Here is a 14,021-nt window from a genome sequence, read left to right as displayed (position 1 = left end):
AAAAAAGAAAACGATAATTCGTCTTCTTTCAAAATGCCAACTCACTTGACCTTCTCTACTACATGATGAAACATATCCCTGATAAATGAGAAAAGGCAGCCACACGACAAGCGACTGCCTTTTCTGCATATGTTTTAACGGTCTAAAGGGCACTAACGTAAGCTTACTATATAATTTACCTTTAAGCCAAAATGGTCTTGAATGTATAAGGCGGTATTTTAAAACTGTAGATAAAATGATTACTCACTTTATCTACAGTCTGGTTTCACGCCAATTATAACGTGTTTTTTCTATTTATTTTTCTTCTAAAAACTCGCTGATTAATTCATATGTTTCGTCTGCCGCCTCAGAATTGGTTGCCATATAATCATGCGGTACTTTTTCAAAACGCTTTGCAAAAACTTCTACACCAGCATTTTTCAGTTTTTCCGCATATGCTTCTCCCTGATCTCTAAGTGGATCAAATTCTGCTGTAGCTATAAATGTTTTTGGTAATCCTGCTAAGTTTTTACTACGAATTGGAGCAACAAGTGGATCATATTTACGATCAGTCGCATTTGCCATATATAGTTTAAAGAATTTATCTAATGATTCTTTTGTTAATACATAACCTTCAGCAAATTCATCCATGGACGGATAAAGTACAGATGCATCACGACTAAAAATATCAGTTGATGGATAAAGTAAAATTTGTGCAGTAATATTTATCATTTCTTTTGCCTTAGCGATTTGCGTTACTACTGCTGCTAAGTTTGCTCCTACGCTATCTCCAGCAACAATAATATCTGATGATTTAGCTCTTAAACTTGTACGATGGCTTTGAACCCAAAGCAGTGCCGCATATGCATCTTCTACTGCTGCTGGGAATGGATTTTCTGGAGCAAGTCGATAATCAACCGTCACTACTCGAGCACCTGTTTTTTGTACTAAATTACGTGCAATTGCATCATGTGTTTGCAGTCCTCCAAGTACAAATCCACCGCCATGATAATAGACGATAATTTCAAATGGTCCTTCTTCTTTTGGTGTATAAATCCGAATTGGAATTTTTCCACCTGGACCATCAATTTTTTTATTTTCAACGTCGCCAATTTCAATATCTTTAGCAGATGGCAAGGCTTTTGTCGCCAGTCGCATATATTTATATCGCGAATCTACGTCGGATAATGGGGAAGTGTTTTTCACAAATTCTTGTGAAGCTTCGTCTAAATTTTCAAGTACCTCTGGATTATAGTCTCTTCTCCCAATCGCTTTTTTATAAATAAAGAAAACGACTAACAATGGAAGTAAGATGATTCCAGCAAATCCAATAACAATCCATTTTAATGTATTTTTCACACTTGCTCAACTCCTTCAATATTACTTCAATAACCAGTATAGCAGTTTTAGAAGCAGGAACCAATTTATTACTATCCTAAAAATATCTTTTTATCCAGAAATGTATTTTTAAACATTTTTATGAATAATTAAAAACAAAAAGGTTGATATATGTTTGTGTCGGTGTTAATATAAATACAAATGTTTGTATATTTATGAATAGGGGTTGTTTATGATGACAAAAGAAAAAATTGTTTTAGCCTACTCAGGTGGATTAGATACTTCTGTTGCTATTCAGTGGTTAGTAGAAGCTGGATATGAAGTTATTGCATGTTGTTTAGACGTTGGTGAAGGAAAAAATTTAGACTTTATTAAAGAAAAAGCAATTACGGTTGGAGCTAGCCAGTCGTACACCATTGATGCAAAAGAAGAATTTGCGGAAGATTTCGCTTTAATTGCTCTCCAAGCTCATGCCTATTATGAAGGAAAATACCCTCTTATTTCAGCATTAAGCCGGCCTTTGATTGCCAAAAAATTAGTAGAAGTTGCTCGAAAAGAAGGAGCATCAGCTATTGCACATGGTTGCACAGGTAAAGGAAATGATCAAGTTCGTTTTGAAGTGGCTATTCATGCACTTGCTCCAGATTTAAAAGTAGTTTCTCCTGTTCGTGATTGGAAATGGTCTAGAGAAGAGGAAATCAATTATGCAATGGAACATAATATCCCGGTTCCAATTGATTTGGACAATCCGTTTTCAATTGACCAAAATCTTTGGGGTAGAAGTAATGAATGTGGTGTACTAGAAAATCCGTGGACAACTCCTCCAGAAGAAGCATATGACTTAACCGTTAGTTTAGAAAATGCGCCAAATACACCTGATATTGTCGAAATCACATTTGATGCAGGAATTCCGATCTCCTTAAATGGTAAAAATATGAGTTTAGCCAACCTTATTCTAGCGTTAAATGAACTCGCAGGTAAACATGGCATTGGTAGAATTGATCATATTGAAAATCGGTTAGTCGGCATCAAATCTCGCGAAGTATATGAATGCCCTGCTGCAGTGACGTTAATCGCCGCACATAAAGAATTAGAAGACTTAACTTTTGTTCGTGAAATTGCACATTTTAAACCAATCATTGAACAAAAAATTAGTGAAACAATTTATAACGGCTTATGGTTCTCTCCTTTAACAGAAGCATTAGTCGCCTTCTTAAAATCCACTCAAAAGTTCGTTAATGGTACTATCCGCGTCAAATTATTTAAAGGACATGCTATTGTGGAAGGAAGAAAATCACCTAATTCGCTTTATGATGAGAACCTAGCAACTTATACTTCATCCGATACATTTGATCAAGAAGCGGCTGTTGGCTTTATCAAATTATGGGGACTTCCAACAAAAGTAAGTGCAGAAGTAAATTCTAAAACAACCATCACAACTGAGGTGTAAAAAATGGAAAAATTATGGGGCGGCCGTTTTCAAGGAAAAAGTGAAGCTTGGATTGATGACTTTGGTGCTTCCATTTCATTTGATCAAAAAATGGCGCATGAAGATTTAGTTGGTAGTTTGGCGCATGTAGCGATGCTTGCAAAATGTGGGATTATTTCTAGTGCAGAAGCGAATGAAATTACTGCTGGTCTAAAGATTCTTCAAGTCAAACTAACTAGGGGCGAACTTACATTTAGCACGACTAATGAAGATATCCACTTAAATATGGAACAACTTTTACATGATGAAATTGGACCTGTTGCTGGGAAACTCCATACTGCTCGTAGTAGAAATGATCAAGTAGCGACGGATATGCATTTATATTTAAAACAAGCAGTAGCAGAAATAATCACTTCCTTAAAACATTTACGCCGTGTTCTTGTCGAAAAAGCAGAACTTCATGTCGAAACGATAATGCCTGGTTATACTCATTTACAGCATGCCCAACCCATTTCATTTGCACATCATTTATTAGCATATTTTGGCATGTTTACAAGAGATTTGGAACGACTAGAAGAAAGTGTAAAACGAATTGATATTTCTCCACTAGGCTCAGCAGCACTTGCAGGTACGACTTTCCCAATTGACCGGATGTATAGTGCAGAATTACTTGGATTTTCTGCTGTATATGAAAATAGTTTAGATGGTGTTAGCGATCGTGATTTTATTATTGAATTTCTTAGTAATAGCTCCCTCTTAATGATGCATTTATCTCGTTTTTGTGAGGAACTAATACTTTGGACAAGCCATGAATTTCAATTTGTTGAATTAACAGATGCTTTTTCGACGGGCAGCTCTATTATGCCGCAAAAGAAAAATCCTGATATGGCTGAGTTAATCCGCGGAAAAACTGGCCGGGTTTATGGCAATCTATTTAGTATGCTGACAGTGCTTAAGGGACTCCCGCTTGCTTATAATAAAGATTTGCAAGAAGATAAAGAAGGAATGTTTGATACACTGGAAACGGTGCAAACTAGCTTAGATATATTTGCCGGAATGATTGAAACAATGAAAATCAATACCACCATTATGGAAGAATCTACTAAAAAAGATTTTTCAAATGCCACGGAATTAGCCGATTACTTAGCTAAAAAAGGGATTCCGTTTAGAGAAGCACATGAAATCGTTGGTAAATTAGTTCTTGAATGCACCCAAAATGGTATCTTTCTGCAAGATGTAACATTAGCCGATTATCAGAAAATAAATCCCCAAATTGAAGAAGATATTTACGATGTACTTGCTTCGAAAACAGCTGTTCAAAAAAGAAATTCTTATGGTGGAACTGGATTCGATCAAATTTATATCGCATTAGCAAATGCCAAAAAAACATTATAAAAAAACTAGAACGCGCTTTTACACGTGTTCTAGTTTTTTATAATCAACACTTAAAAATAGCAAGCACTTCTCATTAGCACGGTGATTTCTATTTCCACAAATAATCCATCTATATTACCCATTCAAGTTAATTTTGCAAGAATTTCATTAGTTTTTCGATACTTTTTTCAAAAACAATTATTTCTTCTGGGGTTAGTTGATTGCTTAAATGTTGATAGAATTCGAACTGTAGCTTTTCGTGTGCTTTATAGGCAGAGATACCTTTTGGTGTTAAAGAGATTTGAAACGTTCTTAAATCATACGGATGTATTTCTCGCCATGCTAATCCTTTTTTCTCCAAACGATCTACTAATTGTGTTACCGCTCCTTTTGTTATTTCGAGTTTTATCACCAAATCTTGCATCGTCATTTTTTCTGTAATGCCAATTGCCTCGATTGTATTAATTTCACCCGGCGTAATGACACCTGCTTCACCGAATTCTTTTGATATTTTTTCCATTTTATTTAATTGTAAGATAAAATTTCTTAGGTTTTGCCTTCCTTGATTAATATCCATTTAATTAGTTTAGCAACTAAACAATCCATTTGTCAAAGCACCCGTTTGTTTGTTACTATTATAGAATGTTACCTTTTCTCAATCTTGGGGAAATACATACAGAGAATAGAAAAGGAAGTGGTGGAATGAAAAAATTAACAAATGTTTTTTGGGGAGCTAGTTTATTAGTTTTACTAGCTGTTTTGTTTGGTGCTTTTTTGCCCAACCAATTTGGAAAATTAACTACAAATATTCAGCAATTTTTAACTAGTAACTTCGGTTGGTACTATTTAATCATTGTGGCAGTTATTATTATTTTCTGCTTATTTTTAGTTTTAAGTCCGATTGGCTCGATTCGTCTTGGAAAACCAGGAGAAAAACCTGAATATAGCAATCTTTCTTGGTTCGCCATGCTATTTAGTGCTGGTATGGGAATTGGTTTAGTATTTTGGGGCGCTGCTGAACCACTATCTCACTATGCCGTTCAAGCACCTGGTGGCGAAGTTGGTACACAAGCCGCAATGAAAGATGCTCTTCGTTATTCGTTTTTTCATTGGGGTATTTCTGCTTGGGCGATTTATGCCATTGTTGCACTCGCACTCGCCTACTTTAAATTCAGGAAAAATGCTCCTGGCTTAATAAGTGCTACTTTATATCCGATTTTAGGTAAACATACTAAAGGTCCTATTGGTCAGTTGATTGATATTATAGCTGTTTTTGCGACAGTTATTGGGGTTGCTACTACACTTGGATTAGGAGCACAACAAATTAATGGAGGATTAACCTATTTATTTGGTGTTCCTAATAATTTTAGTGTCCAACTGACGATTATTCTTGTCGTTACGGTTTTATTCTTACTTTCTGCAATGTCCGGTCTTGACAGAGGTATACAACTCTTAAGTAATGTAAATATTTACGTTGCCGGCATCTTACTTATCCTAACACTTATTTTAGGACCAACACTGTTTATTATGAATAACTTTACTAATTCATTTGGTGGTTATTTGCAAAACCTTATTCAAATGAGTTTCCAAACTGCCCCAGATGCTCCAGATGCGCGAGCTTGGATTGATTCTTGGACAATTTTCTACTGGGCATGGTGGTTATCTTGGTCTCCATTTGTCGGTATTTTTATCGCTAGAATTTCTCGTGGTAGGAGCATTCGCCAATTTTTACTAGGTGTTATTGTACTTCCTTCATTAGTTAGTATTTTCTGGTTTGCTGTTTTTGGAGGTTCGGCAATATTTGTAGATCAACATCAAAATACAAGCCTTTCTAATCTAGCAACCGAACAAGTACTATTCGGGGTCTTTAATGAACTTCCAGGTGGAATGATTCTATCTATTGTCGCGATGATTTTAATTGCGGTATTCTTTATCACTTCTGCTGACTCTGCTACTTTTGTACTTGGAATGCAAACAACAGGTGGCTCACTAAATCCGCCTAACTCTGTCAAAGTAACGTGGGGACTTCTACAAGCTGGGATTGCAAGTGTTTTATTATACGCTGGTGGCCTCACTGCTTTACAAAATGCATCCATTATTGCCGCATTTCCGTTTTCTATCGTTATTATATTAATGATTATTTCACTCTTTATATCTCTTACTAGGGAAAGAGAAAAATTAGGACTTTATGTTAGACCAAAGAAATCACAACGATCACAACTATAAAATGAAAAAGGTGATGCAAACTAGTTAAAGTTTTGCATCACCTTTTTATTATCCTTTTTTCTGCTTTGCGGCAATAATTTCACGATAACTTCTCGTTTGTTTAGGATATTTTTTCCGGAAGAAGTGTTGCGAAATTATAGCTAATACAAGAGATATTGCGGTAAGTGGGATAGAACCTCGAAAAATACTAACTATTAATAGTAACGCACTTGCAAAAAGGGTCGCATTAAAAAGGAATTTATCCATTTGTTACTCCTCCAAATTATAATTTAATTCACCATCATGTACTAATTTTTTAATTCCTAATGCATCGAAAACCATTGCTTTCTCGGCAATATATGCATTATACTCAATTCGTTCTAACATATCGTATGCTTTATGCAGGGTGGATTCTAATACAACAATCCCATGTTTATTAAGCAAACTCGCACTTGGAACTGCTTTATCGCCTAACTCAATTACATGATTTCGGACAATTTCTGCTAGTTCTGGACTAGTTGCTGGGGCAAAGGTAAGCGTTGGTATAGTCCCTAATTTTTGGGTTGCTTCTGTTAAGTTTGGCAGTTCCATACCAAGTGTAGCAAAAAGCATGGACTCTTTTGGATGCGCATGAAGAACACAGCCAATATTCGGATTCTCTACGTAACAAGCACGATGTAAATTAATTTCCCGTGTAATTCGTCCATCTCCTTCTACGACTTCATTATTATTATCCACAACTAGGATTTCATACGGGGAAAGATCGCAAAGTTTTGCTTGACTCATTAATGTTGGTGTCATAATAATATGTTCCTGATTCATTCGTACACTAACATTCCCACCTGCTGCATTCGTTTCAAACCGGTCGAACATCGTCTTAACTATTTTGGCTAAATCTTCACGCTCTTTTTGGTATAACATATTATCTCTCCTCTAATTGTATAATACTAACTTGATTTTTTAATTGTCCAGCTTCTTCTAAATCAAAACTTGAACTGTCTTGCTGCATCACTTTGCTAGCGGAGCATCCAGTTGCCACTTTTAACGTTTCCATAATGGGCATTTCCATCGCAATTCCAGCAATAAATGCACCTACAAAAACATCCCCTGCCCCTGTATCATTTCGTTCCTTTACAATTGGCGGAATCACTTGATATAATTTGCCATTATGCGCACAAATAGATCCTTTCCCTCCAAGTGAAACGACTAAATAGGGGATTTTTTCAGCTAATGCGCGAATGTTTTCTTCTAAGGAATTTGTCTTTTCCGCTAAAATCGCCACAACTTCCTCTTCATTTGGCTTAATAAAGTCTACGCCCATTTCGACAGCTAGCTTTAAATAGTCACCGGAGTTATCACATGCTAGAAAAGCGCCAGTACGCTTAACAGTTCTTAGTAGTTCTTTAAAATCAGATAATGTATAATGAGGAGGCGGAGATCCAGCAATCACCACCATATCCTCTTTTTTAACTTTTTTAGCGATTTGTTTTAAAAGATTGGTTTTGCTATTCTGACTTACTGAAAAACCCGCTTCTGGTATCATTGTGCTGCCATTTGTGTCATCACTAAGTACGACGAAGCATTCTCTTGTCGAAGTTCCAGCTTCAACAAGAAGATCATGGTTAATATGCTTTTCTTTTAGAATGGCATACAGTTTGTCAAGATTGTCTGATCCCGCAATTCCAAGTGCTTCATTTTTAATGCCAAATTTGGCTAGTACCCCTGAAACATGAAGTCCCTTTCCTCCGCAATCATAAGCTGTTTTTATGACCCGATTCGTCTTCCTTTTTTCTAACTCACCATGAATGAAAAGTAATCGATCAATTGCTGGATTTAACGTTATTGTGTAAATCATCTTATCACTCCTGCTTTTTAAGAACTGGCTTTTTCTAGTTCAATTGTTCGTTTTTTCATCATTTTTACATAAAATACTAGTAATAGTACCCATATTGCGACAAAAATAAAACCTAAAATCGTAAATTGACTAGCCTCTGCAAAAATATAACGGAAGACAGGATATTCAAGTGTGCTCCATGTAATTTCTTGTCCTTCTTTAAGAGAAATCGCTCCCGTAGAATGCGCTAAGTCCGTAATTGTTCCTGCGAAGAAAGTAGATACATAAAGGAAAATTGGTGTAGTAACGATACCAAGAATAATCATCCGAATTAGGTTTCCACCTGTGACAATTAAGGCTGGTGCACATAAAGAAATATTTAGTATCCCAGCAAAAGGAAGTACACCGTTTCCTGGTAAAATAAGAGCAAATATAAGCGTTACCGGTACCATAAGTACGATAGCAACCCAAACTTCGCTACATCCTGCTAAAATGGGCCAATCTAGTCCAATAAACAATTCCCGATTTTTAAATTTACGTTTCATAAACTCTGAAATACCATCAGAAAGTGGAGACAATGCTTGCATAAATAATTTGGCAACCATTGGGAATAATGTAAGGGCTGCAGCGGCTTGCATAGCTAGCATCAATGTTTTCGCTACATCATAACCTGCCGCTATACCTAAAAGCCCACCAATGATAAATCCCATCACATGGTTTTCTGCAAAAATCCCAATTTTATCTTTTAAAGCATTCGCATCCATGTCTTTACGAAGGGCTGGAATTTTCTTCAACAACCAATCGATTGGCATTAAGAAAATACAGAAAATCATCATACCATGTGAAACTGTCACGCCAGGAATTCCATTTAACTCTTGAATTTGGCGTTGATTAGCATCACAAAGAATTAGTTCTGTTACAATTTGAATTCCAGCTACAATAAATGCTAAATATACATTATTTGTTACGCCGATAATTAATACCGCTGTCAAAATTTTTCCCCAAACATTCCATAAGTCGACATTTAAGGTTTTTGTTTTATTGATGACTAGCATAATCGCATTAATCCCTAGTTGAAGTGGGAACATCAAGAACGCAAACGGCCATGCCCATGCAAGTGTAGCCATGGATGTCCAGCCACCATCTAAAATACTTAAATTAATTCCAGTTCTTTCTGCAAGACCTTGTGCTGCTGGAGTTAATGCTTCAATCATAAAGCCAATAACAATATTCATCCCTAGGAAAGCAACCCCTAGAATAATCCCTGCACTCACAGCATCTCTTACTTTCATCCGTACAATTAGTCCAATAATAATCATTAGTGCTGGAACAAAAACAGCCGCTCCAAGATTTAAAATAAATTGTATTACTGATTGTAATGACTCCATTTTTCCACGCTCCCTTATCTAGCTTGTTATTTTAAGGCGTTAATTAGTTTTTCTGTCTCTTCTTCCATTCCCATACCAGTCAAAAAGGCGATACCATTAAGTGTTGGAATATCGTACTCCTTATTTGCTTTTGTAATTGCAACATACACATCACTTGTTTTAACATGCTGATCTAGCGACTTAATGTCCACTGCTTCTACTGTTGCACGAACTCCCTTTTCCTTTAAAATTCTTTCTACTTTTGATGCCACAGTTTGACTTGTTGCTACTCCTGAACCACATGCCACGATAACTTTTTTCACTCTAATCACTCTCCAAATTGTTTTTTTAGAAAATCACATAATATCGCACTATCATTTATTTCTTTAAGCTGTTCCACAAATGACGCTTCCATAAATTTTTCCATGATACTTGAAAGCAGTGGAACTTGATCTTTCGGTTGTTTGATCCCAAGTATAAAAATAACTTCCACATTAATCCATTTCTCGCTCGTTCCCATTTGAATAAAGGGTATTGGGGTAGCTAGTTTGTTCACAAGTACAAAAGGCCGTTTCACATAAATAGTATCTGTATGAGGAATAGCTATTTTAATACCGTTCATTTCTAATCCAGTAGGAAAAATGACTTCTCTATTCGTTACTGCCTCTCTAAAAGTCGCTTCTACATACTGTTCTTTTTCTAAAATTTTACTTGTGCATTCAAAAAGTTCTGCCTGATTTTGGTAAGTAGAATTTATCAGGGTTAGCTCCTTTTGAAATAAATCATGGTAATCCACGTACCGCTCACCCCCTTTCAAGGATTTCAACAATTTTTTGTTTATTAGTAGAAGCAACAATTTTTGTCAATTTTTCTGGTTGTAAAAATACTTCATTTAGTTTTAGTAACAATGGAATATGTTTATTTTGTTCGGATGGTGCGAGCGCAATCATCATTTTGACTAATTGGTTTCCTGGTGTTTTAGCAGCTGTTTTTAAAATCATTAACTGAATATCTTGCTTTTTTACTCCTTGCGCTGGTTTTGCATGTGGTAAATAAACATTGGGACCTATCATCATTTGTTCATAATTTTGGTAGAATATTTCTTCGCATGTTCTGATGTAGCACAAGTCAACTGTTCCTCGCTCCAACATAGGGGCAAATGCCTTTTGAACCAATTCTTCCCAATTAGACTTATTCTCTAAAAAATGAATTTGGCCGGCTTCAATTTGCAGCTCTGCTGGTTCTTGTTTTTCCACCGCTATTTCTTTTTTACTAAAAAAAGACTCTACTTTAGCTTGAACTAAACGAATATTTTCTTCGGGGATTTCATCTTTTAACATAGCAAGAAGTTCTTTTGTTTTTTTATGGCTATCCATTTCAATTGCTTTTTTTACTTGTTCTCGAAGAATCTGACGGCTTTCTTTGTTTAAAATGGAAGGAATAACAAAAATCGTCGCGTCACTTTGAACTGGTACGGTAGTGAAAATAAAATCAATATCTCTTGCAACCGTATTTAACTGTCTGACTGCATAAGCCCCTTGAAAATCAATATTCGGAAACATCATTTTTAAGTTTTCGAGTAGTAACTTTGAGATAGATGTTCCGCTTTTGCAAAGAACCACTGCCCGAAAAATAGGTTGTTCTGTTTCTTCTATCTGATACATCCATCCAAGTACAATCATTGAAAGATAAACGATTTCTTCCTCCGACCAAGCATGACCGACCAGCTTTTCAAACGGTTTTGAAGCTTTTTTTACAATATTAAATGTTGGGGTGTATTCTTTTATAAACTGCTTTTTAAGTGGGTTATTAATTTGAAAACCTAAAATTGTTCGATAAATCGCTGGTCGGACATGTAAAATCACTTTTTCTTTAAACTCGTTTTTCTTTACTATTTCGATGGCAAAGTACATTTCAAGTAAACGGATAAACTCATCAACCGCATAGGCAATTTCTTCACTGTCTGAGAAATGAAGTGCCGATTCGACTAAATTAGATGCAAGTACTTGCAACGATAAGTAAAGCAAGTCATTTTCACTTAAAAAATCATACCCCCAAAACATTTCCTTCATAATCGGGAATTCACGGGTGTTTTTAATGTCATACATCTCAATTTTAAAAGTCCATTTTTTTTCGGTAACTTTAGAACGTTTGATAATTCCATGAAGAATATAGGGTAACTCTTCTACCTGTTCATCCGTAAAAGTAATTTGCAGTTTGCTTTCTACTTTTTCTAGCCGTTTTTTTAGTAAATATGCTTCGTTTACAGTGATGATTTTCTTTTCATCAAGGACGAATTTACCATACGGTGTTTGGACTACTTCGCGAATTAGTTCAGCAAGCAAATTTCGAATAAGAAATTCAGATCCAGAAACCGCATAGCCATCTTTTCGTGAATAATCTAGCTGAATTTCAAACTCATGCAAATTTTCTTTAATACTTTTAACATCTGTCAGCATTGTATTTTTACTTACATAGACGTACTCAGCAAGTGCTCCTAGTGACATATAATGATTATGCAGCAATAGTTTAATCATGATAAGTTTGCGCCTGATATTCACCTCGTAAAATGAAAATAACTGTTGCTCCTCAGCTGTTAAAAGTCGATAACATGCTTCCCTACATAAATCTGTGACAAAAATCATATCATGGTCAATTAATATTGGTTCTGACTTTAGTAGATGGTTTATTTGTGTAATTTGTTCGCTGATTACTTCTTTTGTTACTTTGAAGTTTTTAGAAACATTTCTAAGATTTACTTGCCGATTCAAGAGCAGATAAGTAATTAATTCCTTACAATTCTGTTCCATCTACTTTCCCCTCCCTTAACTTAATAGTAAATGATAACCCTTACATAAAAATGCTCATTCATCACAACTTATCTTTTAGCAGAAAGATTTATTTGTGATGATCCATTTTTGGGGCGTCCTTTTTATTATAGAATAGAAGATTTTAGAAGAATAGATAAAAAAAGCGCACTAAGGCTTTTAATCAGCTTTAGCACACTTTTTATTGATGAGATAATTTATTTTCTATCACTATTTTTTTTATAATTTCCGCTACCTTGTTAGCCTCTTTTTCACCTAATCTAGCAAAGGTAATACGGATAATGGTTTCTTTTATACCAAATAAAAATCCTGGCATAATGAGTAAATTATTTTTCGCGAAAATATCGAAGTCACGAATTGAGCGAAACGCTACTGGCAAATGCACCCATAAATGAAAACCTCCCGCCGGTTTCAGATAGCTTAGTTCATTAGGCAAAACTGTTTCTAAAGCGTTGATCAAATAGTCCCTACGCTCTAATAAAATTTGCTGCAACTGCTTTAAATGCACATCATATTCAGCTGTATTTAAAACAGCATTTGCTAAAACTTGTGGAAAAATACTTAATCCAAAATCCATTTCATTTCTAGCAAGCGCTAGTCGTTCAATAACAGCAGCCGGACCGATTAACCAACCAATCCGCGTTGTCGAACCCATGATTTTTGAAAGTGAACCAATATATAAAACATTTTCCATATCCAATTGTTTAAGTGGAACTGGGATATTTTCATCTAATGCAGCAAGCTCCGAAAAAGGATCATCTTCCACAATTGGGATTTGCAGATGAGCACAAACTTGCACGAGTTCCTTTCTTCTTTGCAGGCTCATTACTAGCCCTGTTGGATTTTGGAAAGTTGGGTTGATAAACACCATTTTCACCCGATGTTTATGATATAAATCTTTTAATTCCGAAATAATTATCCCTTCTGAATCCATTGGTAAAGCGAAAATCCTTAGACCGGCAGATTGAAATAATGATAAAGAGTAAAAGTATGAAGGGGATTCTATTGCAACAGCATCTCCAGGTTTTAATAAGCATTGTGTAATTAGAAATAATGCTTGCTGGGCTCCAGACGTTATCAAAATTTGTTCTGGTCTAACATTTAAACCATACGCTTCCTTCATTTGTTTTTCAATTGTCTCTCGAAGTGGTTGATAACCTGCCGCATCCTCTAACTGTTCTTCCGCAATAAATGACTGCCATGAGAGGCTTGGTGTTTTTAATTTTGGCGTCATTTCAAGTGGAAGTTCCCCGGTTGCTGCATCAAGCATCTTATCTGAGTGGTTTTTTTCCATTATTCCAATTTGGCGCATATAAGGTACGGTTGGCGTAAAGCCTCCTTGCGTTAAATAGTGGCGCCAATTCGTCGACTGTCCTGCAAAAAGCCCCCATTTTTCCGCATTTACAATCGTACCGCTTCCTTGTTTTCTAACGATGACTGCACGTGCAGTTAATTCATCTAATGCACGCACAACTGTAGAGCGATTTACCCCAAACATTGAAGCAAGTTTTCTTTCAGGTGGTAATTTTTCTTCTGGCAAAAGTTCACCATTCATGATTTTCGTTTCAATTAAATCAACAATCTGCAAATAAATCGGTAACTTAGAAGCTGAATTTAGCTGCCACATGCACTTTCCCCCTATTTTAAATTGGATGGAGAAATAAACA

The 14,021-nt window shown here is 35.8% G+C and carries 13 protein-coding genes; 3 read left to right on the top strand and 10 right to left on the bottom strand.

What is annotated here, in order from left to right:
- Nucleotides 1-294 precede the first annotated feature (294 nt).
- Complete coding sequence (locus HCJ45_RS07625) at nt 295-1,338, bottom strand: alpha/beta hydrolase fold domain-containing protein (protein WP_187124410.1); 1,044 nt, start codon at nt 1,336-1,338, stop codon at nt 295-297.
- A gap of 214 nt (nt 1,339-1,552) precedes the next feature.
- Between HCJ45_RS07625 and HCJ45_RS07620 the strand changes: the two genes are divergently transcribed.
- Complete coding sequence (locus tag HCJ45_RS07620; protein ID WP_187124409.1) at nt 1,553-2,767, top strand: argininosuccinate synthase; 1,215 nt, start codon at nt 1,553-1,555, stop codon at nt 2,765-2,767.
- Nucleotides 2,768-2,770: 3 nt separating this feature from the next.
- Nucleotides 2,771-4,141 (top strand): argininosuccinate lyase, encoded by a 1,371-nt coding sequence (gene argH / locus HCJ45_RS07615; RefSeq protein ID WP_187124408.1) that lies wholly within the window; start codon nt 2,771-2,773, stop codon nt 4,139-4,141.
- A gap of 127 nt (nt 4,142-4,268) precedes the next feature.
- On the opposite strand, the gene HCJ45_RS07610 is transcribed toward argH, so the two are convergent.
- Nucleotides 4,269-4,697, bottom strand: a complete 429-nt coding sequence (locus HCJ45_RS07610) for a MarR family winged helix-turn-helix transcriptional regulator (RefSeq protein WP_187124407.1) — start codon at nt 4,695-4,697, stop codon at nt 4,269-4,271.
- Nucleotides 4,698-4,822: 125 nt separating this feature from the next.
- Between HCJ45_RS07610 and HCJ45_RS07605 the strand changes: the two genes are divergently transcribed.
- A complete protein-coding gene (locus HCJ45_RS07605) occupies nt 4,823-6,346 on the top strand; it encodes a glycine betaine uptake BCCT transporter (protein WP_187124406.1) in 1,524 nt (507 codons plus the stop codon).
- A gap of 48 nt (nt 6,347-6,394) precedes the next feature.
- On the opposite strand, the gene HCJ45_RS07600 is transcribed toward HCJ45_RS07605, so the two are convergent.
- The 8 genes from HCJ45_RS07600 to HCJ45_RS07565 all read right to left on the bottom strand — a co-directional run bounded on the left by HCJ45_RS07600 (nt 6,395) and on the right by HCJ45_RS07565 (nt 13,981).
- On the bottom strand, nt 6,395-6,592 hold the full coding sequence (locus tag HCJ45_RS07600; RefSeq protein ID WP_187124405.1) for a hypothetical protein: 198 nt from the start codon (nt 6,590-6,592) through the stop codon (nt 6,395-6,397).
- 3 nt (nt 6,593-6,595) lie between these two features.
- On the bottom strand, nt 6,596-7,246 hold the full coding sequence (locus HCJ45_RS07595; RefSeq protein WP_187124404.1) for a class II aldolase/adducin family protein: 651 nt from the start codon (nt 7,244-7,246) through the stop codon (nt 6,596-6,598).
- A 1-nt stretch (nt 7,247) separates the two neighbouring features.
- Nucleotides 7,248-8,180, bottom strand: a complete 933-nt coding sequence (locus HCJ45_RS07590; protein ID WP_187124403.1) for a 1-phosphofructokinase — start codon at nt 8,178-8,180, stop codon at nt 7,248-7,250.
- Nucleotides 8,181-8,197: 17 nt separating this feature from the next.
- On the bottom strand, nt 8,198-9,547 hold the full coding sequence (locus HCJ45_RS07585) for a PTS galactitol transporter subunit IIC (protein WP_187124402.1): 1,350 nt from the start codon (nt 9,545-9,547) through the stop codon (nt 8,198-8,200).
- Nucleotides 9,548-9,573: 26 nt separating this feature from the next.
- Nucleotides 9,574-9,849: a PTS sugar transporter subunit IIB gene (locus HCJ45_RS07580; RefSeq protein ID WP_187124401.1), complete on the bottom strand. Its 276-nt coding sequence runs from the start codon at nt 9,847-9,849 to the stop codon at nt 9,574-9,576.
- 5 nt (nt 9,850-9,854) lie between these two features.
- Entirely contained in the window at nt 9,855-10,322 is a 468-nt protein-coding gene (locus tag HCJ45_RS07575; protein WP_187124400.1) for a PTS sugar transporter subunit IIA, read from the bottom strand.
- Between the two features lie 7 nt (nt 10,323-10,329).
- Entirely contained in the window at nt 10,330-12,336 is a 2,007-nt protein-coding gene (locus HCJ45_RS07570) for a BglG family transcription antiterminator (RefSeq protein WP_187124399.1), read from the bottom strand.
- 199 nt (nt 12,337-12,535) lie between these two features.
- Nucleotides 12,536-13,981, bottom strand: coding sequence for an aminotransferase-like domain-containing protein (locus tag HCJ45_RS07565; protein ID WP_187124398.1), 1,446 nt, complete (start codon nt 13,979-13,981; stop codon nt 12,536-12,538).
- Nucleotides 13,982-14,021: the final 40 nt, after the last annotated feature.

The sequence above is a fragment of the Listeria immobilis genome, assembly GCF_014322845.1.
In the GTDB taxonomy this organism is placed as follows: Bacteria; Bacillota; Bacilli; order Lactobacillales; family Listeriaceae; genus Listeria; species Listeria immobilis.
Note: the sequence above shows the minus strand (reverse complement) of the source record. Positions and strands in the feature narration are given on the sequence as shown.

What these genes read in the sequence shown, in the direction of transcription:
- HCJ45_RS07620 (WP_187124409.1), top strand. Translation starts at nt 1,553, where the DNA reads ATGACAAAAGAAAAAATTGTTTTAGCCTACTCAGGTGGATTAGATACT.
- HCJ45_RS07570 (WP_187124399.1), bottom strand. Translation starts at nt 12,336, where the DNA reads ATGGAACAGAATTGTAAGGAATTAATTACTTATCTGCTCTTGAATCGG.
- HCJ45_RS07600 (WP_187124405.1), bottom strand. Translation starts at nt 6,592, where the DNA reads ATGGATAAATTCCTTTTTAATGCGACCCTTTTTGCAAGTGCGTTACTA.
- HCJ45_RS07605 (WP_187124406.1), top strand. Translation starts at nt 4,823, where the DNA reads ATGAAAAAATTAACAAATGTTTTTTGGGGAGCTAGTTTATTAGTTTTA.
- HCJ45_RS07595 (WP_187124404.1), bottom strand. Translation starts at nt 7,246, where the DNA reads ATGTTATACCAAAAAGAGCGTGAAGATTTAGCCAAAATAGTTAAGACG.
- argH (WP_187124408.1), top strand. Translation starts at nt 2,771, where the DNA reads ATGGAAAAATTATGGGGCGGCCGTTTTCAAGGAAAAAGTGAAGCTTGG.
- HCJ45_RS07610 (WP_187124407.1), bottom strand. Translation starts at nt 4,697, where the DNA reads ATGGATATTAATCAAGGAAGGCAAAACCTAAGAAATTTTATCTTACAA.
- HCJ45_RS07585 (WP_187124402.1), bottom strand. Translation starts at nt 9,547, where the DNA reads ATGGAGTCATTACAATCAGTAATACAATTTATTTTAAATCTTGGAGCG.
- HCJ45_RS07565 (WP_187124398.1), bottom strand. Translation starts at nt 13,981, where the DNA reads ATGTGGCAGCTAAATTCAGCTTCTAAGTTACCGATTTATTTGCAGATT.
- HCJ45_RS07590 (WP_187124403.1), bottom strand. Translation starts at nt 8,180, where the DNA reads ATGATTTACACAATAACGTTAAATCCAGCAATTGATCGATTACTTTTC.